We start from the raw sequence: 24,473 nt of genomic DNA, 5'->3' as shown, positions 1-24,473 counted from the left end.
AAAGCGGAAGGACGCGATCGATCATCGAAGTCCACGATTCTGCAACTCTTGCTTGACGACGTAGCGATCCGCTGGTAGAATCTCTCACACGGGGAGCGCATTCGCAATGGGCCTTGAACTGACAGCAGAACTGGCAAACATCTGTGCAAAATGGCAAATCAGTCAACTCAGCGTTTTCGGCTCATTCGCCCGAGGGCAAGCACGGGCTGACAGCGATATAGACTTGCTTGTCGTTTTTGCACCTTCTGCGCAAATCGGCCTGCTCGACCATGTTCGCATGCAAAGGGACTTTGAATCGTATTTCGGGCGGCCTGTCGATATTATCACGCAATCGGCACTGGACAGGATGAGCAACTCAGCACGGAAAGAAGACATTGTAAAGCACCTGAAGATCATCTATGCAGCGTGATATTGAGACAGTTAAGGACATGATCTCGGCATGCACGGCTATTCAGAACTTCGTTGTGGGTATCTCTGAAACGGCTTTCCATACTGACGAAAAAACGCAATCAGCGGTCATCTATCAGTTGATGATTATAGGGGAAGCAGCGAAGCGATTGTCCGATGAATTCTGTTGGAAGCATGCCGAAATTCCATGGAGAGACTGGGGTGCATTTCGGAATATCCTGATCCACCAGTACCACGCTGTGGAGATCGAACAAGTCTGGTATACCGTTTCTCAGGAAATTCCCGAATTAAAAACCGCTTTGAGTAGCATATACTCAGGTCAGTAAAGCAGAGCATTCACGCTGCACCCCCGAGCACAACCCCACTCATCCTCTCTCTATGATCTCTCCGCGCCCTCGGCGGCCTCTGTGGTTCAAACAGCCTTCCGTCCAGAGAACTGGCCAGAAACATGTCCACGAAAGTTGAAAATATCATAGAAAACGCTTGAATTTCAACTATTCCCGTGCTTCTGTAGTCACCAGAGAACTGGCCAGAATGTCGTCCATACTACACAAGATTTCGCCGCTCATGCCCGAGGATCGGGTGCTTGATCCGCTTCATGAGAAGGCAGGAGCCCTGATTCGTCAGGCGACGGCCCTGCTTTCGCACGGGGCGATTCTTGAGCCGCTGCGCCCCCTTCTGCGTGCCATGAACTCTTATTACACGAATCGAATTGAAGGTCAGCACGCGCGACCATCCGACATTGAGCGGGCGCTTCTGCGGCAGGTTGATTCAGATAGCGAAATCGCCCGAAGGCAGCGACTTGCCGTCAGTCATCTGGAGGCGGAACGAAAGCTTGATGATCTCTGGATGAACCGCCCTCTGGCTGACCTCTATACAGTGGATGCAGTGTCAGAGATCCATCGTAGCCTCTTCGATAGACTGCCACCTGAAGATTGCCGAAGCGAAGACGGCGAAATCATGATTCCGGGCGAGATACGCAGCCGGCCTGTTGCTGTCGGCCGACATCTACCTCCCGAGCGTGATATAGAACGTTATCTCGATGCATGGGCAAACGGCTACAGGAATCTGCCGGCCGGCGAGAAATCCCTGATCGGCGTGGCCGCTTCGCATCATCGTCTGGCATATTTTCATCCCTTTGCCGACGGTAACGGACGCACGGCACGACTGCACTCGCATCTGCTTCTTTATCGCATGCAGTTAACCGGAGGCCTCTGGTCGGTCATGCGAGGCATGGCGCGCCGTCAGGAGGAATACTACCGTTACCTGAATGATGCCGATCTGCCGCGCCGCAACGATCTTGATGGTCGCGGCGAGCTTTCACAGGAAGGGCTTGTTCAATTCATCGATTTTTTTCTGACGATATGCACCGATCAGGTTCAGTTCATGCAGCAGATGCTGAAACTGAGTCGCCTGAGAGAGGGGATCAGAGATCTGTTAACCTTTCTATCTCTGCATCCGTTTCAGGTCGGGAGCGAAAAATCTACGATCAAGGTCGAGGGCACGGAGGCGCTTCACTACGTCGCCCTGACCGGTCCTCTTGATCGAGGACGCTTCATCGCCATGACCGGCCTCGGCGAACGAACGGGCCGGCGGTTCCTTGCAAGCCTTCTTCATTACGGATTGCTCAAGTCCGAATCACCGCGCAGCCCTGTCTACTTTTCTATACCATTCCCCTCTCTTCGTTTTCTCTTTCCGCAGCTCTGGCCCGAGGCCGAAGCCGATACGATGGAGTGAGAAAGAGAGTGTTCGTTCCTGGTCCCCGAAAAACACGAATTCGTGGACTCAAATCTGCTGTCGCCTAACTTTTTTGTTTGACTGTATCTTGACTGTTCGTCCTACTTCACCTGGAGCCCTCCGTAAGGGAATCAAGGGATCCGTCTTTTCAACCTCTAACTGAATTCGGGACACAATTCGATCTGTACACACTACTGAATAAAAAATGCCCTCTCCGCTCTATCTCCGCGCCCTCCTCTTCCTCCGCGGTTCAAACAGCCTTCCGTCCAGAGAACTGGCCAGGAATCCGGCCAAAGCGCATAAGACTCCGCCCCTATTCGAGTTTCGCGTTTTTCGCGCCTTTCGTGGACGCGAAGCAATCTGTATTCCCCTGACTAAGCCTTCTTCACGAACTCCGACTTGAGCTGCATAGGACCGAAGCCGTCGATCTTACAGTCGATATTATGATCTCCTTCCACAAGGCGTATGTTCTTCACACGCGTTCCCATCTTGAGAGCAGAAGAGGCGCCCTTGACTTTCAGATCCTTGATAATGGTGATCGAATCTCCATCGTGAAGTTCGTTGCCGAATGCATCGCGCACGACCCGCGCTTCTTCGGCGGTTTCGCTCGATTCTTCAGCGGACCATTCATGCCCGCATGACGGACAGACCAGCAGACCGCTATCTTCATAGGTTAAGTCACTATTACATGAGGGACACGGCGGCAGATTGTTCACAATTGTACTCCAGAAATGGGATCGCAGAGCTCCGCTGCCCGACGCCCTACAAGAACCATTTCACGGAAGGGTTACGGGGATGAACAGTCATTCGTGACAGAGACGTGGAAAAAAATGGCCCGGCTCCGGTCGGGAAAGTATCCGTCGAAAGTCGAGTGTAATCTACTACGTCTACTACGGACTGTTCGCCCGCCGCCATGCACGTAAAGCCCCGCAAGAATCTCACGCTTTTGCAGGGCTTGCTTGACGACGTAACCATACACTGGTAGAATCGCTCGCAAGGTGAGCGCATAAACAATGGGCCTTAAACTGACAGCAAAACTGGCAAAGCTTTTTCGAGCGAAAACAATCCTCCCCATTCTGCTGTTGCTCTCCTCATTGCCTGGATGCTCTGAAGCCGGCACCGAAGAGTGCAGGCTACCAGACGTTCTTAAGAGAAATAATTCCCTTCTGCTAAAAGAATTTCCCGATTTCGAATCTATAACAGGCTGCTCCAAGTCAGCTGACGGATTGTACACCTTTCAATTCCCCGTTGAGAACGGGTTGATCCTCGGAATGTATAACTCATATCACCTTACCTACTCTGAACCCCAGAGCCAATTTACTTTCGAGTTTGATGCCGGCACTGCGTACCGAGGTCGTGGAACCATCCACCTGTTCGATGATCAACAAAGAGTCGTCAGTACCTTATGGAGTTGTGGCACCTCCGCATGCACGCTTGAAAAAAAGGAAAATGGAAAGACAATAATGGAAAAAATGATCGATTCTGATTATTATAAGTTCAAAGCCGAATAGCGACCGACCCAGGATGCCAAATCAGCCAAATCAGCGTTTTTACCTCTTTCACCGGATCCCTCACCACTTAACAAAGACTCCTCTCTCGGTTCTATCTCCGCGCCCTCCTCTTCCTCAGCGGTTCAAAAAGCCTTCTGACCGGGAGGCTGAGCAGAAGGCAGTTTATAGCCGATTATATTTCGCCGCTGAGCCCCTACTCGAGTTTCGCGTTTTTCGTGCCTTTCGTGGACGCGAAACGCCTTGAGCCCGATATTTCGCTGGCATCAAGGTAGCCTCCCCTTGCCCCCTATTATTCGCCTGCTTTCGTGGAACCAAATCCGCTTGCCGCCTGGCCCGGCGATCCCTTGCCTGTTACATGCAATCGAACCCGACGCCTATCTCCCTGATTATCGGCCTTACCGGAGCAAGCGGATCGCTGTACGGCCTGCATCTGCTACAGGCGCTTCTGACCGGCGTTGCAGGGCGCAGCACGCTCATCGTCAGCCCGGCGGCCATCCGCGTCTTCAATCAGGAGTTCGACACGGCCCTTGAAAATCCGCTTGATCTGCTGAGATATGCGACGGAGCGGGCCTTGCAGGCAGCGGGATCGAGCCCGTCGGTTCTGCATGACTTTGATATCGCCGATTACCGCGACATCGGGGCCAGGCCGGCAAGCGGATCGGCTCCGTATCATGGCATGGTCATCTGCCCCTGTTCGATGAAGACGATGGCCGGTATCGCCGCCGGTTATACATCGAATCTGATCGAGCGTGCGGCCGATGTGACGCTGAAAGAGCGGCGACGGCTGATCGTCGTTCCGCGCGAGGCGCCCTACAGCCTGATCCATCTGCGTAACATGACGGCGCTGACCGAGGCCGGCGGTATCGTTCTGCCCGCCTCGCCTGCCTTCTATCAGAAGCCGCAGAGCTTCGACGATCTGGGCCGTTTCATCGCCGGTAGAATCCTTGCCCTTCTCGGCCTCTCTCAAAACCTGTTCCCTGCCTGGGAGGGAGAAACGAAGGCGATCCAGAATCCCTGATCGCGTCTTCCTCTCGAATCCGAACGATCATAGAGATCTACGAAGAGATATACAAAATGGCCGGTAAAGAAACGACACCGGAAGCGAAAGAGCTTCCCATCTCAAACGAAACGAAGGCGGACTTCGAGAAGATCAAGCGCGGCACCGAAGAGATCCTTCCCGAGAAGGAGCTTCTGCAACTGCTTGAACGTGCCCGTCGCGAGAAGCGTCCGCTGAAGATCAAGGCCGGATTTGACCCGACGGCGCCCGATCTGCATCTCGGCCATACGGTGCTGCTTCGCAAGCTGCGCCATTTTCAGGAGATGGGCCATCGCATCCTCTTTCTGATCGGTGACTTTACGGGCATGATCGGCGATCCGACAGGACGTTCGGCGACGCGAAAACGTCTTACAAAAGAAGAGGTGATCGAGAACGCGAAGACCTACGAACGTCAGGTCTACCGTATTCTCGATCGAGAGAAAACCGAAATCGTATTCAACTCCAAATGGCTGGCCGATATGCGTTTTGAAGACGTGCTCGGTCTGACTGCACGTTATACGGTAGCTCGCATGATCGAGCGTGACGACTTTCAGAAGCGTATGGCGGCCGGCGATTCGATCAGCATGATCGAGTTCATGTATCCGCTGATTCAGGGCTATGACTCAGTAGCCCTCGAATCCGACGTTGAGCTGGGCGGTACCGACCAGAAGTTTAACCTGCTTGTCGGGCGCACCTTACAGGAGCAGTTCGGGCAGGCAGGCCAGTGCATCGTCACGATGCCGCTTCTTGTCGGCCTGGACGGCGTAAAAAAGATGTCGAAGTCGTTCGGCAACTATATCGGCATCGACGAGACGCCGTATCAGATCTTCGCGAAGACGATGTCGGTATCGGACGATCTGATGTGGAACTACTACACGCTGTTAACCGACGTGCCGGATTCCGAGATGACTCAGATGAAAGAGGCCATCGAAAAAGGCACGAATCCGATGGATTTCAAAAAGAAGCTCGGCGAGCTGCTTGTGGACTGGCTTCATCCGGGCGAGGGCAAGGCGGCACGGGAGAAGTGGGAGTCCGAGAAAAGCGCCGCCCGTCAGGATAAGATGGTGCTTCCGCCCGATACGCCCGTTTTTGACGTGCCGACGACGATGCAGACGGACGGAAAGGCCGAGCTTGCGAAGATCCTGGTCGAGTCGGGCACCGAGGCAAGCATGAGCGCCGTGAAGCGTCTGATCGAGGCCGGCTCGGTGAAGATAGGCGATACTCTCGAAACGGTGAAGGATGCGAAGATGGCGCTTGCATTCCCCGGTGAATATGCGGTGCGCGTCGGCAAGAAGAAGTATCTCGTGATTCGCGGCTGAGGCGCGCTTGCGGCGTAGAGTGCTTGCCATCTTTGCCGCGTATATCAGGTTGGATTATGGCCGCGAAGCAAGCGAAGAAATCTGCGAAAAAGACGGGAAAGAAAGCGGCCAGAAGATCGACGTCTTCCAGAAATACGGCCTCAAAGAAATCAGCCGCTATTAGTAAGTCCGCCGCCTCAAAGAAGCGGGCGGGCTCACGTCCGCAGCGTGATAACAAAAAGCAACTGCAAACGTCCGGCGCGACCGGGCCGCTCATTCGGGCCATCCGCCCGGTGGCGTCGCATGGGCCGCGTCCTCTGCGCCTTCTCTGGATTCCCGGCCTTGGCGCCGATCGCATGATGTTCGCTCGCATCATCGAAGAGCTTGAACCGCTTCTTTCCGTGCCCGTTCTGCACTCTTTTCTTGAATATCCCGATGTGATGGCCGGCGAGGTCGATTCTCTCGAAAGCCTGGCCTCTTTGCTTGCTCAGGGCATTTTGCCCGACGATCCCTACGACATGGTCATCGGATATTCGATGGGCGGCATGATGCTGCAGATCCTGCGTATGAAGGGCATGCTTGAGGCGAAGCAATGCGTCCTGCTCTGCACGGCCTTTTCAGGTAACGATCTGAACCCGATTATGCATCGGGCGGCCAGCCTGCCGCGACCGCCTGTGTTTCTGCGCGGCCTGGCGCAGAGCGTTACCGCCGCCCTGTATCCCGTCTTTCGAATCGGAGTGCGTGATTCCGTCGAGTATGGCCGCATGTTCGCGCGTTTTCCGCGCACGATCTTCTTCGAAGGCCCGCGCTGGATTCGACAATGGCAGGGTGTGCCCGAGCCCTTTTACTCCGATTGCATCTCTGCGCATGGGACGAGAGATCCGCTATTGTCCTACCCGAAAGTGTCGAGCCACAAGGCGCCCGATCTCACGATCGAAGGCGGATCACACATCCTCTTCGCCACCCATCCCGACCGCCTGGCACAATTCCTGGCCGAACATCTGAAGTCGAAGCATTCGGTCTGACATCGCTTTTATACTATTCTGGATATGGATGGTTATTGCGAATGAGACCTATTTAACTCGGGACTATTTTCCCCCGAGTTCAGTATGAAACCGTTGCCTGAACACATTGCCCACCTTCGTGAGCAATTCGAGATACAGAAGGAACCGTTCGAACGTCTGCTGCGCCTGATAGACCTGGCCGATGCCGTGATCAAGTACCACACCGCCCTTTTTGCCGCCGGATGCCGAGATGCCGGCACCATCGATGCACCGCTGACTGAGTTCATCACAAGAGGCCTGAGGCTGAGCTCGGTTTCAGTCTGGGCCTATTTCTCCGAAAAGCTGCACGTAAGATTGCGTGATTCAACGATCTGGCCCGATGTGATCGACTACCACGAACACCGACTGCGTCCGGTCACGGAGCGACTCTTCTGCATAAGGCATGAGCTACTCACGCAGGGCGAGCTCTGTGAAGAAAAGGCCACAGAATGTCTTATGGTCTTCTCGTCTCTTGTGCATGCTCTGCTCAGTTATGGCATGCTCTCACAGGCCCCGTTGATGCTGGCCGCGGGCGATCAGCTGATCAGCTGCATGGTGCATGGCGGAGCAACCGTGCCGGCAGAAGAGGTAGTGCAGATTGATGCGCCTTTGCGTTCCGGCGAGCTTTATCTGCGAACGATGTCGGGCGAGCTGATCTCTCTCTTTCCTTTCTTGCAATGCCGCGGAGTTGATCGACGGGAGTATTTCTATCTCTATGAGAGCATTGAGGCCCAACCGCTCGGCTGGCGGATGTCGTCGAATGGCGGTTGAATGGGAAAATTTCGGAATTACCGAAGTGCGATGGTGCAGGTTCGGCGCAGAATCGGCCGGCCATAGACAACAGTATCAGCTCTCGGTCGACTGTTCGCGCGCCAGTGATTCGCGTTTGACTACGTCTTTCATGTGGTCGACGATTTCCATATTCTGCGGATCTATTTCGAGCGCCCTGACAAGGGCCTTTTTCGCTCGATCAAAAAATCCCATGCGCGCCATGTACATGCCGAGCGAATCAAGATAGGCGGCGGAGTTCGGATTGATCTCCACCGCTTTTTTCAGGCAGTTGCCCGCTTCGGCTAAATCCTCGGCCTTTCCATGAAGCGTAAGCAGGTACCCGAGCGAGTTCAGGCTGTTCGGATGATCCTGTTTAATCGAAAGCACACGTCGGTGCGCTCTTATTGCGGCATCGGGACGATTCTGTTTCTCGCATACGTAACCGAGCAGGTTCAGGAGTATAACGTCGTCGGGCTCGACGCGCAGACGGCGTTCTATGAGAGCCTCGGCCTCGGCGAATCTGTGAAGCATGACGAGCGCCAGGCTGCGCAGCGAGTAGACGCGGCTGATGTCGATATAGTCGGGCGTGTCTCGTGCAAGAATCTCGAGCTGTTCGGCACAACGATCGAAGTTCTCCAGATGATAGTAGCAGATGGCCAGGTCATGGCGATCAACGGGGCTGCCCCTGCCCTCAAGAAGCATCTGCTTCAGTGAGAGAACGCGTTCGAGCAGGGCATGCTCTCTTTGCTGTGAGCGATCCTCGTTCATCATGCAGGCATCATCAGATTCCGTAGAAATTCCATCTCTTCGACGTCGAAGGTGCTGAGCGAAAGCGGCGTGATCGATACCCTGCCGTGCTCTACGGCATAAAAATCGGTGCCTTCGACGACCTCTCGTCCCATAATCGTCTCTTTCAAACGCAGCACGCCCGATCGTCCGGCCAGAGGAAAGCTGTCATCGGAAGCATCGCCGGTAACGGATTCCTCAAGCAGCTCATATTCGTCGAGGTAGAGCCGGCGTCCGTGTCGGGTAACCTCGGCCTCGGGAAAGGGCGCGTCGCCGGCGATATCGTGCGGCTCGAATGGATAATTGATGTTATACACGAACTCCTGTTTCAGATGTTCGAGATTGAGCCGCAGCCACTGTCGCAGCCACTTCGCCGGACGCCGGAAGCTTCCCGCATGGTCGCGGTTGATGCTGCTGATGGCGACGGCGATCAGGCGATGTACGGCGGCATGCCGCGCCGCTCCGACCGTGCCGCTGTAATGTACGTCGTCGCCGAGATTGACGCCATGGTTGATGCCCGAGACGACGATATCGAAACGCGGAAACACGCCGGCATAAAGGGCGACGTTTACGCAATCGGCGGGGAATCCGTTCACATGATAGTGCCGCCCTTCCACATGCGTCAGGCGCAGCGTCTCTCGAATGGTGATGGCCTGCGAGGTGGCGCTGCGCTCCCGATCGGGGCAGACGGCCCAGACCTCGAAGTCGCGCGAAAGCTCCTTTTCAAGATGCAGCATGCCGCTTGAATGCAGCCCGTCGTCGTTGACGATCAACAGCTTCTTCTGTTCGCCCATCAGCGTATTCCCGTCAGTGAGATCAGAAGCAGCATGCCAACATAGATGGCAAGAAATGGATACGTCGCAAGCATCAGATGATTACGCAGAAGCAGCAGGATGGTCGGTCGCTTCTGCGTCTCCATGATGAACCGCACGCCCGAGAACTGAATATAGAGAATCCAGAAAGAGATGGCGGCAATACCGGGAATCAGAAGAAGCGCGGGCATGGTAAACTCTCGTGCCGTTATACAGACGGGCAGAATAAAAAGCCCCGGAAGAAAAGAAGATTCAAGCAGGGTGGACAGCGTGGTCGAGATGCCCTCTCGTTGCGCCATCGGTGCGGGCGAATTCATCAGATGCTGTAATAGCCGGGCCGATAACAGGCGGCTGTAAAAGCGATGAAACAGAAAGATCATGCCGGCCAGGATGGGAATCAGAACTAAGAACGATAGCCGGTAGGAGCTTCGCGCATAAAAAACTCCCGTCGCCAGGCTGATCGAGGCCAGAGCGGAGCACAGAAGGGCGTAGCGACTCTGTCGTTCGAACTGACGGGCGGCCACGACGACGGAGTGCGGAGCCGTTAAGATAATCGAGGCGAACTCGACGAATTCCAGTATGTATCTCATCGTCCCGACCTTTCAGCGCGCCTCTATGAGCGGCTGACGTGACAGAAAGCGTTCTACTAAGTCGGCCGACGGATAAAGATAGTATAACCCCGAAGCCGGCAACGAGGGCATACGGGCCTGGAAGCGGTTCGACGGAAATGAGGAAAACAGCTCTTCAAAGAAATCGGGCTCGGGCTCGTAGATGGGCAGGTCCTCGTCCGTCTTCAAGAGAAGCTTCATCGCCGCCAGCGCCTCACGCTCGCCACCGATATCGTCGATCATCTGTAAGGCCTTCGCTTTTTTGCCGGAGTATATCTTGCCGTCGGCCCACTCTTCGACGGTTTTCTGCGACTGCTTGCGCCCTTCTGAAACGTCGGCGATAAAGACACGGTAAGAATCGTCGAGCAGGTCGGCGTACATCTGCTGCTCTTCGGCGCTCAGATCGCGAAACGGATAACTCGAATCCTTATGAGGCCCCGTTTTCATCGTCTGCATGCGGATGCCCACTTTATCAAGCAGGCCTGCGATATTCGGATGCAGGCTGATGACGCCGATCGAACCGACGATGCTCGTTTCGAGCGCGAAGATGCGGTCGCTGGCCGAGGCGATATAATAGCCTCCGCTTGCGGCGACGCCGCCGATGACGGTGATTACGGGCTTTTTCTTTTTCAGGTCTTTCACCGCTTCGTAGATCTGCTTTGTGGCGCCTGTTTCGCCGCCGCCGCTATCGATATCGAGGATAACGCCGCGGATGGCATCGGCCTGCTCTGCCTCGCGGATCAGGGCGATGATACGTTCGGAGCCGGCCTCTCCAGGGGCCTTGCCGCCCTGGATCATGCCATGAATTCGAATGCGCGCAATGCCGGATCGCCCGGCATCAAAGAAGGAGCTGCGCTCGACGGTAAAAGAGCTTTCCTGCGAGCTGCGGCCGATTCGAACGGCGGCCAGCACGATTGAAAAGACGGCAAGGGCGAGAGCAAGGGCTACGGGAATGCGTGATCGGTCCATCGGCTACGCTTTTCTCGTTTCAGGAGTGGAAGAAAAGAAATTTTTCTTCCCAGCATCGTTAATATGGAAGAATCTGTACCCGAATTAATATACAGAGAAGAAGTCTGTAAACCACGGAGGGTGCAGAGGCCAGCAGGCCGATGTGCAGACGAATGATATGGAGATCACAGGAAAAACCCTTCTGAATTCCGCCGAGAAGATCCTCAGCGGACATCGAGAGAAGACAAAGACGCCCGAAAGCGAATCAGCTTCGGTGAAGTCCGATGAAGTGCGTTCCACGGCGCAGATGCGTCTGGCCGGTATGCAGGCCGGGCTGAACGACATGCAGCGTGTTTATTCGCGGGAGCAGGCCAGGCTGAATCTGTTGAAAGATTCCGGCGATGGGCTGAATGAACAGACATCCGCAGAGATGACCTTCGAGGGAGAGCCGCTCTTTCCCGAGATGAAAGGCCAGTGGAATCGTGACGAACTGATCCGCACCGTAGAACAGAGCCTGAACGAGGCACGGGCACGTTTGAAGTCCATGCAGGTTGAGATGGAGAACCATCTTGCCGTTGAATTCTCCGCCGCTCCCGATGCGCGTCTTTCGGGCGATCTGGCCGCCGGTATTGCCGGTTCACGGCTTGATCCGGAGCGTGTGGCGCGACTGACCCGCCTTCAGGGATGAGAATGGATCCGGTCCGCGCCCTTGCCAGTATTAGAGAAGAACTGGACAGGCGCGGACATAATCGTGTCCGTATCGTCGTAGTCACGAAGACGCATGGCCCCGAACTTATTGAAACACTCTTAAAAGCAGGCCACCGCGAATTCGGTGAAAACCGGTTCACTGAGGCAAGAGCGAAATTCGCGCTTGTTCATGCGCAGGCGATCCAACCTATCTATCATCATCTCGGTCCTTTACAATCGGGCTTTGCTCGTAATCTGCCCGGCCTCTTTCATGTCGTGCATGGAGTTTCGTCGGCAAGCGCCCTTGAATCTCTTTTAAAAGCCGCTCGCAGACATTTTGAGGCGACAGGCGAAGGCATGCAGTATTTGATGCAGCTCAATCTGACCGCAGAATCCTCGAAGCTGGGCGGCATGAGCGAAGAGCAGTTCTTACAGTGCCGCGAAAGCCTGCCCTCTGAAGAGGCGCTCACCTGGCGCGGATTCATGACGATGGGGCCCACCGATCAGGATGCGAAGCGAACATCCGAAGTTTTCAGGCGGTTACGTCAGATTCGAGACGAGCATCTGCCTGACGGCGAGCTGAGCATGGGTATGTCGGGCGACTGGCAGCTTGCCGTCGAAGAAGGGGCGACGATTGTGCGTATTGGAACGGCGATCACAGGAACGCGAGCCGGCGGTCCGTGGATGCCTGAATCCGGTTGAAATTCTGTCCGTATCGGGAGACTGTGCCATTTTATGACTACGCTGGATCTGAGAAAACCGGGACAGCAGATGAAGGTGCCGGCGGGCACTCAACTGCTGAAGAAAAATACACCCGTCACCAGCCTCATTCTTCTGCATGGCGGAGAGGTCGCTTACCAGGACGGACGCACTCTGTTTCGCATCGGGCAGAATAGCGTTCCTCTGTTCGGGCATCTGATCTCGAAATCGCCCTCGCCTGTTTCGCTTGTTACGACGAAAGACAGCGTGCTCTCGGTCTTTCCGGTTAATCCCGCCGGCCCGTTTACGTCGATGATACTCGGTAAGCTGAACGTCGGTATGCTCGGCGTGCGCACCGTAGCGCAGGAGGTCGTGCAGGCGTATCAGGCGATCAAGACCTTCGATGGCCTTTCTTCAAAGATTCAGAAAACGATCGATACGCTTTCGCTTGTGTACTACCGTCTGCAGCCGTCTCTCTTCTCGTCTGAGCCGTCGGGTGGTCCGATGGTCGATCCGATCATGCCTGTTTCTCGCGTCATTGTCGATCGCTTTCTTGAGAATAACAACGAGCTGCCCGCCGCTCTTAATCTTGCCTGGCTTGAGGCCGATCACGGCGACCTTTTGCAGAAGAGTTATGATTTCGATAGCTCTTTCGATCAGGAGGAGTTCAACTTCTATCGCCGCCTTCTCGGACTCGCTCCGAATATACAGGGGGCGATGTTCCAGGCCGATATCGAGATCTTACGTCAGATCTCACTGCGCCTGGCCGAACAGTTAGCCACCTGTTTTAAAGAGGTGGCTCAGGTGCTTTATGGCATCGACGAAGGCATGGAGTATCTTTTCAGGTCGGAGCACTGTTTCGCCGAGAAGTTCTATCTGCAATCCGACCTTTTTAATTCAAACATCATCGATGTGCCCGCCGAAGAGATGATGGCCATTCTGAAATTCGTCGATGGACGTCTGGGCGATTTACTGGAACATTATCGCAAGCTATCAGGTCGCCCCTACCCTGAAATCGCCGAGAACTATGAAAAGATCGGCGCCTTTCTTCGTAATAACGAAACCTTCAAGAACGTCGAGAAAGAGAAGGAAGAGGCCGCCACTCTTCGTGCAGGCGTCGACTTCGATGCGATCAAACAGGAGCTGAAAGGCTCGTCGAGCCGCATCCTGACGTTCTGTGACTTCCCGCCCGAAGAGAATCAGAAGGTTCAGGCGATGCTAAAGGAGCTGCGAGAGCAGAAGACTCCTCTTGATTCGACACCCGAGCTCCGCCGTCTAAAAAAACCTATCGGTCAGGCATACTTCAAAGCCTATGAGGCGGCATTTTTGAAGTACAGGCAGAATCGCGGGAATGTGCCGCGATTCATCAAGCTGATGCTTAACTATGGTTTCTTTGACGAACAGTTCCTTGATATGGAACATATCGTCTCGCTCTGCACGCTTGAAGATACGACACGCGGAAAGGCCGAATACCCGATCTATCAGGCCACCGACTGGCTCGATCATATCGCATCGGGAAAAGAAGAGCCCTCCGTCGACGAGATGGGGCAAACCTACCTCGATCGTCTCAAGCTCGAACATAAAGAGATGGGATGGAAGCGCGAATCAGACATCCCGGCGAACGTAAACAGCTATGAAAACCGCGTTAAAGAAGAGCTGAAGCATTTCGTCGAAACGAACGTGAAACTGACGTCGGGATCGCCGATCACCGCCTTCCCCATCCTCACGCGTTACCACGTCATGCAGGAGCTCGAGAAGTCCTTCGTTACACGACAGAGGCTTTCGGATATGCTCGATCAGCTTCTTTCCATAGATTATTCGGCCTTTCATCGTGAGATCGTATTGAACGACGAGCAGCGCAAGATTTTCAAAGAGTTCGTCCAGGTTCAGGTCTTCCCGAACATGGTGCTTTTGCCTTCGATCGGTAACAAGGTGATGATGTGGCAGGAGCTTGCCCTGGCCCGTCGCAAGGATTCTCCAGGCCGCCTGGCCTTCCCGATCTTCGCAACAGGCGACCTCTACACGATGTTGATTGAGGCCATCGGCGCCTTCCGCTGGGAGCTTCTTAAAACCGTACTCGGCCCGGAATGGAACGACGTCTCCAAATCCTCGCTTACATCGGATTATACCGATTACATTCAGTTCTACAAGAAAAACAGGGAGCTATCTGAAGAGGTGAAAGAGAAGCTGGCCGCCGAGTTCAAGCGCTTTCGCGACGACCGCGCCAAGTTCGTGAACGACTATACGATGTGGATTCGCTTTGAATCGCAGGGCAGTATGAAACTGAACCGAGTCGTGCGCGGCATCTTCTACCGCCATATACCGTTTGCGAAGCCCGTGCGCGATCAGGTGGCCACACAGCCTGCCTTTGCCGAGTTCCATAACCGCTTCACGAACATCCGACGCAAGAAACTGACCGAACTTGAGAACCGCTGGAAGAAGTACGGCGAGAAAGAGCTGTTGCCCCCGCCTCTTCGCGAAACGTTGAAGTTCTTCTCGGTTTGATTACCGTTAGGTCGGCGGCTCGGCGGCTCAGAACTCTTCTACAAAGTAGGACTTCGTGTACTCGCGCACGACTTCGACGACGAATCGCGACCAGCTTTTCGGATCGGATGTATCGATGTGAATATTCTTGAGTCGCGGAAAATACGGCCGCGGCTTGTATTTGCTGTGCGTGATTTCGATCGTGCGGATGTAATGATCGACTCTTCTGATTCGAACGAAATTCAGCTGCTCGGACTCCAGGGTTTTCGGAGACAGATAACCGATGAGCATGAGCTTCGGAAACAGGGCTTTTTTTAAGAGATTCAGGAAGTCGCCGAAGTTATCCACCCGATCGATGAAGCCTTCGTAGGCCCCTTTGCCGAGATTCATTACCTGGGTCACCATATCCATCGTCAGCGGAATGCCTTCCATCTCGTTCATATCAGAAATGATAACGATGCCTTCGTCGGGCTGAAAGGTCTTGAAAACCTGATGTCCCGGGAAGTGGCGCCGCATCAGCTTTGCGCGTGAGATATCGATCTCCAGGCCTTTCTGCAATATCTTATCGCCGGTGCCTGGAATAAACACCTCTTCACGCGAAAGAATGAAACGTTTCTTCAGCGCCGATTGATTCATGACGCGAAAGGCCTTGATCTTCTCTTCGAGCTCATCGAGAGTACAGATGCCGACTCGCAGCGGATTCTCGATGGTCGGTTTTTGTTCGTTTCCGTTATTATCAGCCATCGCTTGTTCCGTCGCAGAAAAAATCACAGGAGAAGATCATCAGATCACCTGAAGCGCTACAAGAATGACGAAAAACAGGAAGAACAGGGCCGTGACGATCTGAAAGAGCGTCAGCCACTGCACCTTCTTTTCAAGTCGATCCACCTGATCACGAAGGCGTCGGTTCTCTTCTTCAAGCGAGCGCATGGTGGGGCGATCGGCAAACTCCGACCATCTTTCAAGCAGTATGGGAATAAAGTCGCGAAGAAGCGGCAGAAGAAGCGATACGAAGTCGGCATACGATCGTTCATTCGAATATTGTTCGGAATCTTCTCTTTCCTGTCGCACGCTCTATCTCCTCATGCAGGAGTCCCTGCCAGATGCAGGATCTCATACTCCCGTTATACTGACAATTCAATTTGCCGCCTGAGGAGCGAAACGGACCCGGTCTTATTCCGAAAGGCCGGTCCCAGGCATCTGTGCAAAAAAACTCTTGCCGCTCTTCTCTGTGAGGTCAGAGTAGCTGTATGAGCCTGGAAACGATTACCGACATTCATGTAGATGAACGCGGGCAGTGGTGGAATGCTACGGAACGGCTCATTCATGAAGGCATCCTCTTCTTTTTCAAAAGCAACCTGTATCGCGCCGCAGACGGACGGTTTTTCATTCGCAGCGAATTCGGCGATCGCACGGAAACCGGCTGGCTGCGAGCCGTGCGAGGGTTTCCGATCTTTGCCGATCGAACTCTTGTCGAGCCCGAACGCGGCGTCGTGCGCCTTGTTCTCGATAACGGGCTGATCCTCGAACGACGAGGCGAGCAGCTCTCTGTAGGAGACGCCGATCTTGTGTGGACCGATCTTCTACCCTCAGAGCTGCATCCGGCGCTGGGCGAGCGATCGGTACCCGTGAGGCTGCGTCCGGGGGCGATGAGTTCTCTGGCCGCCTTTCTTGAAGAGGACGGCGAGCACTGGGCTCTGAACCTCGGCGGCGAAAAGCAGACTCTGGCCGAAAAAATCCCCGACTTCACCAGCGATCCGGGGCGGTAGATCGATCAGAAATCTGTCGGATGAAAGACCGGCAATGCCGTCGCTCGTTTGATCTCAGGCGAAAGCGTCAGCACCCCGTCACAACGCATCCTCTTCATGAGCGTAAGATGAATCGCGGCCGTCAGGCTGCACTGATGGGAGAGGATTTCAAGAGAGGAGCGTTCGAGATCGTCGACCTCAAGCGGCTCGATCTCAGCGCAGATGCGTCGCATCAACTGTGTGTATTCAATAAAAGTCGCCGGGTTCGTCTCAAGGCCGATCAGGCGGTTAAGGGCGAAGGCCGAACTTAGAATGATCCAGTCATCTTGAAGCAGACGCTTCAGGCTCAGTTTAATCGCCTCGCGCATCTCGCCTTCGAGAGCGAGGGCGATCCAGATCGTTTCATCGAGATAGAGCCGTCGTTTTCCGGTGCGTTCGCTCATGGATTTTCGGCTTGAAGCCTCTCCGCACAAACCGTTCGGTCAAGATAGTCGCCTTTCAGTTCGTCAAGGGCAAGAAGCGCCTCGATACGTTCGTGGGGCCGGTACAGACGTTCGATCGCCGAGCGCACAAGATCCGATGCCGTGCGTCCTTCGCGACGCGCCTGTTCTTTCAGAAACTCCGCTTCTTCTTCAGTCAGAAGCATATTCCAGCGTATCTGCTCCTGCTTTCCTGTGCGACGGGCCTTTTTCATGTTCTACCGTTATCTCAAAAATGCCTTTTATAAGTGTTAGAAGCCAACGGCTTCCGATGCCTACTTCCGGCACGCAGACCTGTTCGTGCTGAGGGCGGAGGTCTTTCGGGCAATCTCTCATGAGCCAGAGAGAATGCATCTCAAAAACGGCTCAACAGAGTCACTGGCATGCCCGAAAATGAACCCGTTTTTGATATACCCGTGCGGGGAACGGTTGTCAGCCCGATGCTTCTGAAAATCCTGGATGCATGAAGCATGTCATCCTTATCTCTGACAAGTTCGACGCAGAAGGCGTAGCCAGGCTGCAGAAGACCGATGGCTTTGAGGTCATCTATAAAGGCGGCCACTCTAAAGAAGAGCTGCTTGCCGATATCGGTAAGGCCCATGGCCTGATTATCCGCTCTGCAACGAAGGTCACTCCTGAAGTTCTCGAAAAGGCTCCCAATCTGAAGCTGATCGTCCGTGCCGGCGTCGGCGTGGATAACATCAACATCCCCGAAGCCAGCCGCCGCGGCGTCATCGTAATGAACGCACCGGGCGGATCTTCGGTGACGACGGCCGAGCAGGCCCTCGCCCTTATGTTCGCCGTTGCGCGCAACACGCCGCAGGCCAACGCCTCGATGAAGGCCGGCAAATGGGATAAAAACAAATATGCCGGCGTCGAGATCACCGGTAAGACGGTCGGCGTCGTCGGTCTTGGTCGTATCGGACGCGAATTCGTTAAGCGTGCTCGCGGCCTGAAGATGAACGTGATCGGTTTCGATCCGTTTATTCCCGCCGAGGCGTTAGGCCATCTTGAAATCGAAATCGTTAACAAAGACGAGCTGCTGGCTCGATCCGACTTCATCTCCGTGCATGCTCCTCTTACCGACGATACGCGTGATTTCATCGGCAAGGATAACCTGCATAAACTGAAAAAAGGCGTTCGCCTGATCAACGCCGCTCGCGGGGGCATCTACAACGAAGAGGCGCTCGAAGAAGGCCTCAAGTCGGGTCAGATCGCCGCCGTCGGTCTCGACGTTTTCACGCAGGAGCCGATCCCCGAGGATTTCGCTCTGCGTCAGTACGAGAACTGCATCATGGCTCCGCATCTGGGCGCCTCGACCGGCGAGGCTGAGTTTGCCGTCGCCATGGAAACGATCGACGAACTCGTCGAGTTCTTCCAGACCGGCGTCGCTCGCAACGCTATCAACTTCCCCACCGTCGATGCCGAGAGCATGGATTTCATGAAGCCTTATTTCGAAGGCGGCGAGAAGGTCGGAACGCTGCTTGCCCGTCTGCTTGAGTCGCCTCTGCGAACCGTAGAGATTGACTATAACGGAGAGATCAGCGAGAAGAAGGCCGATCCGGTTCGCATGGCCATCTTAAAAGGCGCCCTTGGCGTTTTTGTCGGCGCCGATACGGTGAACTACGTGAACGCTCCTGTGCTTGCTAAAGAGCGCGGAGTGCGCGTCGTTGAGAACAAGAACGAAGGAACGGTCGGCTATAAGTCAAGCGTCGTCGTTACGCTCGAAAGCGAAGACGGTAAGAAGGCGCGGCTCAAGTACACGGCCATCGCCGGTCATAGCGTCGCCGTCGCCCTGAACGATCGCGAGATTGAGTTCCGCCCCGAAGGCGTCCTGCTTGTCGTGCAGAACAAAGACGTGCCGGGCGTCGTCGGCACAATCGGAACGTTTCTGGGCGATCTGAAGATCAACATCGCCTCGATCGAGCTTTCTCGTTCGGGAAAAGGCGAGACGGCGATCTCTGTGATCACTGTCGACGACCTGCTCAGCGCAGAACAGATCGAGAAGTTCCGAACGCTGTATAACATTCTGTCCGTTCATCAGATCGATCTGCGTTGAGTCAGGGCGATGTAGAGCCAATGGCCTCAGCGCATCGGCCCTGAGCGCTTTCTGAAGATGAGATTAAAAAGAGGTCGCCGCGAGGCGGCCTCTTTTTGCGTCAGGGCGACATGACGTTATGAATCAGACGACGGCGATCGTCGACCTCGAAGGTGCACGTGGTGACGTTTCGAATGTCGCTGCACGCTTCGGCAGGCGTTTCGCTAAAGCAGCGGCAGCGCACGGCCTTTTTACCCATCACATACTGCGACTGACAGTCAGGACTGGCTGCCTGCTCGATTGAATAACTACGTCGTTCATGCCACAATCGAAGCACGTCGTTAATGCCCTCCGTGGAGAGAGCGGCGGCAAGCAGCATGCGATCACGCTGAACAGCATCGGGCTTTTCCGTTTTTTGCTTCAGATGTCGATCGATCTCATCGCTCAGATCTTTATATTCGCAGATGCCGTCCTTTCGCGACGACGATGAACAATAGAAGCTGGCATGACAGAGAGAAGACCTGACGGCATCAAGAACGACAGGGCAGCTGTAGCGCGCCTTCGCCACGACCAGCAACGCTCCAGGAAGATACGCCAGCGCTCCGCGACGCTTTTCGCGCACCAGCTCCTTGCATCCCATTTCGCCGGCGCGCTGCGGATTGCTCTGCGCCAGTCGCCGCAGCATCATATCCATCGAGGCGTCCATTTCGTAGCCGGTCGCGGAATTCAAATTCTCTTCGAGGCGCTTAACGATCGCTTCTTCGAAAGCTGCGTCGTTGATATCGGCGTAGCGCAGCGACCGCTCCAGGGCTAACGTCGATGATTTCTCGAGAATCGCCCGACGAAAATCGTTATGAAGCTGGCTCTGCCCGGCCGGGCTCAGACTCAGATAGGCATCGTCCCACGCCTGGAGAGAATCCATGGACGTCTTGCGCGGAGCCTTCAAAGGCAGCGTTTCTTTTAAGAATGGAATAAGCTCCGCCTCCCCGGCGGTTCGTATCTCGGCGGCGACGTCTTCAAAGTGAACGCCCGGACAGTTCTGCCCGATCATCGTCGATGAGGCGGCTCGAAAATCGGGCACAGAGGCCCAGTCCCACGAGGAGCCGCCGTATTCTTTGCAGTCGGCAAAATGTCTTCCCGAGGGCATAACATAGACGACTTTAAAAGGCAGGCTTTTCGCGCAGCGAAAGGCCACACGAATCGCATCGCCCTGAATATCAGATGTGATCGTGCTCTGCGGCATGCCGTCTTTTGTAATAAGGCAGCCATACGGCAGATCGCGCTTCACCGAGCCTTCGATGCGAAGCACGGCCTCCTGATGCGAGCACGAACCGCCGTACAGAGTGAAGCAGGGAGAGTGCCTCACCTCGCGAACGATAAGACGGGCCGGAATGGGAGAACGGGTTTCGGTAACAGGACGCTCGTTGGTATGAACACACGAAAGCAGAAGCAGAAAGAGCCCGATAGAGAGACGCATAGCATCAGTTATGGCGTATTTATGGATTGGCAAGAACATAATTCGCCGCGCATCCCCGCACGGTTCACCTCACCAGCGCGGAGCAGCGGGCGGCCGCTTCATACAGGAGGCAGACATCCGAGGCGAAAAAAGAATGGCAGAGCGCCTTTGCTACCTTACTCTGGAAGACAGCTGTGAATTCCCCTGCCCCTAACCTCCCTTTCTTTTCGGCTCCTGCTCTTTTCGCCTTTCCTGTCGCCTTACTGCTCTTCTCCTGTCAGGAATCAAGGCCTGCTTTTTTCAACATGCAGCCACCGTTGTCGCAGCCCGGTACCGGCCTCAAGGCCTCAGACTGTGGGGCGTGTCATCAGAACCAGTATAGAGACTGGCAACATTCGACGCATGCAGCGGCCTACACCGATCTTCAATTCCAGTCCGAGATTTCCAAGCCCGGCGCTCCGAAAGAGCTCTGTAAGAACTGCCATATTCCGCTCGGCAATCAACGCGAGTCTCTCACTGACGGCAAAGCCAATCCGACGTTTGACGCGGCGTTACAACAGGAAGGCGTCACCTGTGCAGCCTGTCATGTGCGGACGGAAAACGGGCATTCCGTGATTGTCGGATCGCAGACTTCCACAGCTGCGACAGCTGGCAAAAGTGGAACACATGTCGTTGTTGTCGATCGCGCTTATCTGCTTGGTCGATGCGAGAGCTGCCATCAGGCGAATGCACGCTTCACGGAACACTACGTATGCAGCTTCAACACGGCGCAGGAGCTGCGTTCCGGTCCGTTCGGCAAGACGCATACCTGCGTCAGTTGTCATCTCGAGACCGGCACGATAACAGAAAATGCCATAAAGACGGAGCCTGACAGGATTACCGCAGCCGATCCCGGTAGGTTTACGCGTCATGTTTTTCCTGGAGGAGGAGTGCCGAAGCGCTTTGATCTTTTTCCGTATCTGTTAACCGTGCGACATGATACGGCGCTCGATTTCGAGCTGGGGAAGATCGTCTTTTCACAATCCTACAGAAGCGGTCAGATACAGATTCCGGTGCAGATACGCAACGCCCGCGCAGGCCATTCTGTGCCGACGGCGGATCCCGAACGCTTTGTGCTCGTGCGTGTCAGATTGCTTGATGAACGCAACGGCGAACTGACGCGTCAGGAGTATCGCATCGGACAGGTATGGCAATGGGAGCCGGCGAAGAAGCTCTCTGATAACCGCCTGGCTCCTCTTGAAAGCCGCCGTCATGTTTTTATTTTTAAGAGCACACAGTCCGTGCGTTTCATTGAACTGACGGCCTATCATGTCAGACTAACGAAAGAAAACGGCCGCTACATGCAGGCGACGGCCGGTATGGCCGATCCGGCATTTCAAAAGGACATAGCGGCGATCGATCGTCTTTATCCCTTTGCCGCCATTCTCTGGTCACGCCGTCTTGATCTTGTAAACGGCTCATCGATCGAAAAAGACAGAGTCGAACGAAACCGCGAATCGGTCCGGCTGCGAGGTTATCCGGAATAGGCGATGACCTTGCCTGACGCCAAAGAAACCATGGAGGGCTCATCGACTTTTTCGATCGATGAGCCGCTTCTACGAACGACTAACGATTCATCGTGCGGTTCAGACGGTCGGCTTCGGCAAGAACCGCTTCGGACAACTCAAGGATCTCGTCGTTATTTTTTGAAAGCTGTGTTGCCATCTGCGCCAGCCTGGAAACGCTGTGCAGACTTTCTTTCAGGGAATCTATCTGTTCGCCCGATGCCTCGAAGATCTCGTCCGAGAGGCGCCGGTTTTCACGGCTGTGGCTTTCGAGCCGCGATACGGCGCCGTCCAGCACGTCCATCGACTGCGAAACCTTTACAAGCAACGAGTGGATGTCGCTCAGGGATTGTAGAAGAGTGGAAATGGACGACTCCGATCGGCCGGCGGCATCGAGACCTCCGGTCATCTCGCCTTCCATCAGGGCCACCTGCCCCTGGATCTTCTTCGAGTTTGAGCCCGTTTCTTCGGCAAGCTTGCCCACTTCGTCGGCGACGACGGCAAAACCGCGACCGAACTCGCCGGCTCGCGCCGCTTCAATCGATGCGTTGAGTGAAAGCATGTTGATGCGCTCGGTAACGTCTCGAATCATCTTCACGACATCCTGGATCACATTGCCGGCATCGCGGATCGAATGCATACGCTTCATCAGTTCTTCGAGATTATTCCGGAAAACGACAAAGCCGTTCTGGATGTCGGTGAAAAAACTCATCGTATGATTCACGGCCTCGCGTACCGTCTCGCGGGTGCGCAGCAGTTCTTTCAGGCTTTCGTCGATGACTCCGGCCTTTTCGTTCTGATTCTGCATGCCGTTTCGAACGCCTTCGGTTCGGGCAAAGACCTCTTCCATCGCCGACGAAAGCTGTTCGCTCATCGACGCCTCTTCCTGCGAGAGGTTATTCAGACGAGCCGCCATCTGCTTCTCGCGCTCGCTCAACTCTTTCAGATTGAGAGAAATGGCGCGCGATTCATCGAGCATCTCTTCAAGGCGCAGTCGTTCGTCGCGCATGCGCTGCTTCTCTTTTTCAAGGTTGGAATTCAGATCGCTGATGCGTCGGGATAGCAGGTAATTGATGAACAGCATCTGTCCGAGGAAGCCGAGAGGAAGAAGCATGTGAATCACCGTATGATCGGGCAGCACCTTCGCCACTTTCAGGGCAAAAAAGACGGCGGCGCAGAGAACGACGAGCCAGCTCAAAAACAACATCCGGCCTTCGTTGGAACGTCGGATTTCCAGGGCGCTCACAAAAATAAGCAGAAAGGCGGCAACAGGGCTGCCATAGACCCCTATCATGGAGGCATAGATGTAAGTGGGCAGAAGGGCGAGCGCCATCTGACCCAGATAGATGAAGCCGACGGCCTGAAAGATTCTGTACAGGAGCGGGCGGCGGCGCTTCATCTTGAGGTAATGCGACTGAAAGAAGAGAAGGGCCGAAACCGAGGCTCCGATACACATCGTCACCACTCGCTCGCTCAGATACGGAATACTTCCCCACAGCAGCAGCGGTCCGTAACCGGTTAATCCGAGCAGAAAGAAAAAGACCGAAAGCATATAGCCGGCAAAGAAGAGATGACTCAGGTCTCGTAGAGCGGCAAACATGATGGCGTTATTCACGATGATAAAAAGCATGCCTCCAAGAATCAGCGCATAGAGCAACGTCGAAAGCGTCATCTCTTCGAGCAGATCGCGAATCCCGATAAACTCAACAGGCGTGGCCCTGCTGTTTCCGCTTTGCATGCGCATGTAGATCTCTGCCGTTTCTCCGCGCTTCAGTGTCATCGGCACGATATGATCCGCTGTTGCGAGCGGCCAGGCCGACACAGGTAGAGAGCGTCCGGCCTGAATCCGCTCCATGCCATTTGCCTTATAAATGAAGAAATCGAGTTCATCAAAGAGCGGATGGGCAAGTCGCAGGAACATCTGTTCATCGGTGTCAGAACGCACCGAGAATCTGACCCACTGCACGGCTGTACTCATCGAATAGTTGAGCGAGCTTACAGACTGGAACTCCTGACTTCGTACTTCATCGAGAGTGAGCTGACCTGATGGATCAGAAAAAGCCTGGACATGCGAAGACGTGAGTGCCATCTTGCCGCCCGTCCAGACAAAAGGGGCAGCCGAGAGCGGAAAGGACGGGGCCAACAATGCAAGAAAAAAGATTGTTTTCGCGAAAATTTGTGTTTGAATTAACTGAATAAATTTCATGTTCTCTATCTTGCTGGCGCAATCGCTTTTCTCAACAGAAGAAGTGTAATTGAGACAGAGAGATTGTCAAGCAGGAGCATTACGAGGGAATTTGACACCCCTGTCAATACGCATTTAGCGGATGCTCCAGGCCTGGCATGTTGAACCACTTGACAGCATGCCGACCATTTCATA

Annotated in this window: 25 protein-coding genes; 14 read left to right on the top strand and 11 right to left on the bottom strand. The window is 54.7% G+C overall.

Annotated features, from left to right (window positions below):
• Positions 1-106 precede the first annotated feature (106 nt).
• The 3 genes from LEPIL_RS06740 to LEPIL_RS06730 all read left to right on the top strand — a co-directional run bounded on the left by LEPIL_RS06740 (position 107) and on the right by LEPIL_RS06730 (position 2,145).
• On the top strand, positions 107-409 hold the full coding sequence (locus LEPIL_RS06740; protein ID WP_002771190.1) for a nucleotidyltransferase family protein: 303 nt from the start codon (positions 107-109) through the stop codon (positions 407-409).
• A complete protein-coding gene (locus LEPIL_RS06735) occupies positions 399-734 on the top strand; it encodes a HepT-like ribonuclease domain-containing protein (RefSeq protein WP_002771188.1) in 336 nt (111 codons plus the stop codon). Before LEPIL_RS06740 ends, LEPIL_RS06735 begins: the two co-directional genes overlap by 11 nt.
• A 208-nt stretch (positions 735-942) precedes the next feature.
• Positions 943-2,145, top strand: coding sequence for a Fic family protein (locus LEPIL_RS06730; RefSeq protein ID WP_040918393.1), 1,203 nt, complete (start codon positions 943-945; stop codon positions 2,143-2,145).
• A gap of 374 nt (positions 2,146-2,519) precedes the next feature.
• On the opposite strand, the gene LEPIL_RS06725 is transcribed toward LEPIL_RS06730, so the two are convergent.
• Positions 2,520-2,861, bottom strand: a complete 342-nt coding sequence (locus LEPIL_RS06725; protein ID WP_002771184.1) for a zinc ribbon domain-containing protein YjdM — start codon at positions 2,859-2,861, stop codon at positions 2,520-2,522.
• A 297-nt stretch (positions 2,862-3,158) separates the two neighbouring features.
• Here LEPIL_RS06725 and LEPIL_RS06720 point away from each other — a divergent pair, with 297 nt between their 5' ends.
• From LEPIL_RS06720 to LEPIL_RS06700, 5 genes are all read left to right on the top strand, one after another.
• Positions 3,159-3,656: a hypothetical protein gene (locus LEPIL_RS06720; protein ID WP_002771182.1), complete on the top strand. Its 498-nt coding sequence runs from the start codon at positions 3,159-3,161 to the stop codon at positions 3,654-3,656.
• A 376-nt stretch (positions 3,657-4,032) separates the two neighbouring features.
• Positions 4,033-4,674: a UbiX family flavin prenyltransferase gene (locus LEPIL_RS06715; protein WP_040919747.1), complete on the top strand. Its 642-nt coding sequence runs from the start codon at positions 4,033-4,035 to the stop codon at positions 4,672-4,674.
• A 56-nt stretch (positions 4,675-4,730) separates the two neighbouring features.
• Positions 4,731-6,011 (top strand): tyrosine--tRNA ligase, encoded by a 1,281-nt coding sequence (tyrS, locus tag LEPIL_RS06710; protein ID WP_002771179.1) that lies wholly within the window; start codon positions 4,731-4,733, stop codon positions 6,009-6,011.
• Positions 6,012-6,067: 56 nt separating this feature from the next.
• Positions 6,068-7,015: an alpha/beta fold hydrolase gene (locus LEPIL_RS06705; protein WP_002771177.1), complete on the top strand. Its 948-nt coding sequence runs from the start codon at positions 6,068-6,070 to the stop codon at positions 7,013-7,015.
• Positions 7,016-7,099: 84 nt separating this feature from the next.
• A complete protein-coding gene (locus LEPIL_RS06700) occupies positions 7,100-7,804 on the top strand; it encodes a hypothetical protein (RefSeq protein WP_002771170.1) in 705 nt (234 codons plus the stop codon).
• A 75-nt stretch (positions 7,805-7,879) separates the two neighbouring features.
• Here the strand turns inward: LEPIL_RS06700 and LEPIL_RS06695 are convergent, their stop codons facing one another.
• Genes LEPIL_RS06695 through sppA form a run of 4 tightly spaced genes read right to left on the bottom strand, consistent with a single transcriptional unit; the run spans position 7,880 to position 10,979 of the window.
• A complete protein-coding gene (locus LEPIL_RS06695) occupies positions 7,880-8,575 on the bottom strand; it encodes a tetratricopeptide repeat protein (RefSeq protein WP_002771168.1) in 696 nt (231 codons plus the stop codon).
• Entirely contained in the window at positions 8,572-9,384 is an 813-nt protein-coding gene (gene surE, locus LEPIL_RS06690; protein ID WP_002771166.1) for a 5'/3'-nucleotidase SurE, read from the bottom strand. The genes LEPIL_RS06695 and surE overlap by 4 nt, the downstream gene beginning before the upstream one ends.
• Positions 9,384-9,992 carry a hypothetical protein gene (locus LEPIL_RS06685; protein WP_002771165.1) on the bottom strand — a complete coding sequence of 203 codons (609 nt, stop codon included), beginning with the start codon at positions 9,990-9,992 and terminating at the stop codon, positions 9,384-9,386. Before LEPIL_RS06685 ends, surE begins: the two co-directional genes overlap by 1 nt.
• A 12-nt stretch (positions 9,993-10,004) precedes the next feature.
• Positions 10,005-10,979, bottom strand: coding sequence for a signal peptide peptidase SppA (sppA, locus tag LEPIL_RS06680; protein ID WP_002771163.1), 975 nt, complete (start codon positions 10,977-10,979; stop codon positions 10,005-10,007).
• Positions 10,980-11,121: 142 nt separating this feature from the next.
• Here sppA and LEPIL_RS06675 point away from each other — a divergent pair, with 142 nt between their 5' ends.
• Genes LEPIL_RS06675 through LEPIL_RS06665 form a run of 3 tightly spaced genes read left to right on the top strand, consistent with a single transcriptional unit; the run spans position 11,122 to position 14,849 of the window.
• Positions 11,122-11,646, top strand: a complete 525-nt coding sequence (locus LEPIL_RS06675; RefSeq protein WP_143464724.1) for an LIC10415 family protein — start codon at positions 11,122-11,124, stop codon at positions 11,644-11,646.
• Between the two features lie 2 nt (positions 11,647-11,648).
• The gene (locus LEPIL_RS06670) at positions 11,649-12,347 is read left to right on the top strand and encodes a YggS family pyridoxal phosphate-dependent enzyme (RefSeq protein ID WP_052608208.1); all 699 of its coding nucleotides are present in this window, start codon (positions 11,649-11,651) and stop codon (positions 12,345-12,347) included.
• Positions 12,348-12,380: 33 nt separating this feature from the next.
• Positions 12,381-14,849 carry a hypothetical protein gene (locus LEPIL_RS06665; RefSeq protein ID WP_002771158.1) on the top strand — a complete coding sequence of 823 codons (2,469 nt, stop codon included), beginning with the start codon at positions 12,381-12,383 and terminating at the stop codon, positions 14,847-14,849.
• A 27-nt stretch (positions 14,850-14,876) separates the two neighbouring features.
• Here the strand turns inward: LEPIL_RS06665 and LEPIL_RS06660 are convergent, their stop codons facing one another.
• Both LEPIL_RS06660 and LEPIL_RS06655 read right to left on the bottom strand, forming a co-directional pair.
• A complete protein-coding gene (locus LEPIL_RS06660; RefSeq protein ID WP_002771157.1) occupies positions 14,877-15,572 on the bottom strand; it encodes a hypothetical protein in 696 nt (231 codons plus the stop codon).
• Positions 15,573-15,611: 39 nt separating this feature from the next.
• The gene (locus LEPIL_RS06655; RefSeq protein ID WP_002771156.1) at positions 15,612-15,899 is read right to left on the bottom strand and encodes a hypothetical protein; all 288 of its coding nucleotides are present in this window, start codon (positions 15,897-15,899) and stop codon (positions 15,612-15,614) included.
• Between the two features lie 179 nt (positions 15,900-16,078).
• Here LEPIL_RS06655 and LEPIL_RS06650 point away from each other — a divergent pair, with 179 nt between their 5' ends.
• The gene (locus LEPIL_RS06650) at positions 16,079-16,597 is read left to right on the top strand and encodes a hypothetical protein (RefSeq protein ID WP_002771155.1); all 519 of its coding nucleotides are present in this window, start codon (positions 16,079-16,081) and stop codon (positions 16,595-16,597) included.
• A gap of 5 nt (positions 16,598-16,602) precedes the next feature.
• Here LEPIL_RS06650 and LEPIL_RS06645 read toward each other — a convergent pair whose 3' ends face one another.
• Both LEPIL_RS06645 and LEPIL_RS06640 read right to left on the bottom strand, forming a co-directional pair.
• Entirely contained in the window at positions 16,603-17,019 is a 417-nt protein-coding gene (locus LEPIL_RS06645) for a hypothetical protein (protein WP_002771153.1), read from the bottom strand.
• Positions 17,016-17,270, bottom strand: coding sequence for a hypothetical protein (locus tag LEPIL_RS06640; protein ID WP_002771151.1), 255 nt, complete (start codon positions 17,268-17,270; stop codon positions 17,016-17,018). Before LEPIL_RS06640 ends, LEPIL_RS06645 begins: the two co-directional genes overlap by 4 nt.
• 248 nt (positions 17,271-17,518) lie before the next feature.
• On the opposite strand from LEPIL_RS06640, the gene serA reads away from it, so the two are divergent.
• A complete protein-coding gene (serA, locus tag LEPIL_RS06635) occupies positions 17,519-19,114 on the top strand; it encodes a phosphoglycerate dehydrogenase (RefSeq protein ID WP_002771149.1) in 1,596 nt (531 codons plus the stop codon).
• A 100-nt stretch (positions 19,115-19,214) separates the two neighbouring features.
• On the opposite strand, the gene LEPIL_RS06630 is transcribed toward serA, so the two are convergent.
• Positions 19,215-20,570, bottom strand: coding sequence for a hypothetical protein (locus LEPIL_RS06630; RefSeq protein ID WP_002771147.1), 1,356 nt, complete (start codon positions 20,568-20,570; stop codon positions 19,215-19,217).
• Between the two features lie 284 nt (positions 20,571-20,854).
• Here LEPIL_RS06630 and LEPIL_RS06625 point away from each other — a divergent pair, with 284 nt between their 5' ends.
• Positions 20,855-22,075, top strand: a complete 1,221-nt coding sequence (locus LEPIL_RS06625; protein WP_040918388.1) for a multiheme c-type cytochrome — start codon at positions 20,855-20,857, stop codon at positions 22,073-22,075.
• Positions 22,076-22,154: 79 nt separating this feature from the next.
• Here LEPIL_RS06625 and LEPIL_RS06620 read toward each other — a convergent pair whose 3' ends face one another.
• On the bottom strand, positions 22,155-24,182 hold the full coding sequence (locus LEPIL_RS06620; protein ID WP_169314799.1) for a methyl-accepting chemotaxis protein: 2,028 nt from the start codon (positions 24,180-24,182) through the stop codon (positions 22,155-22,157).
• Between the last annotated feature and the right edge of the window lie 291 nt (positions 24,183-24,473).

It is taken from the genome of Leptonema illini DSM 21528 (genome assembly GCF_000243335.1).
GTDB lineage: Bacteria > Spirochaetota > Leptospiria > Leptospirales > Leptonemataceae > Leptonema > Leptonema illini.
Note: the sequence above shows the minus strand (reverse complement) of the source record. Positions and strands in the feature narration are given on the sequence as shown.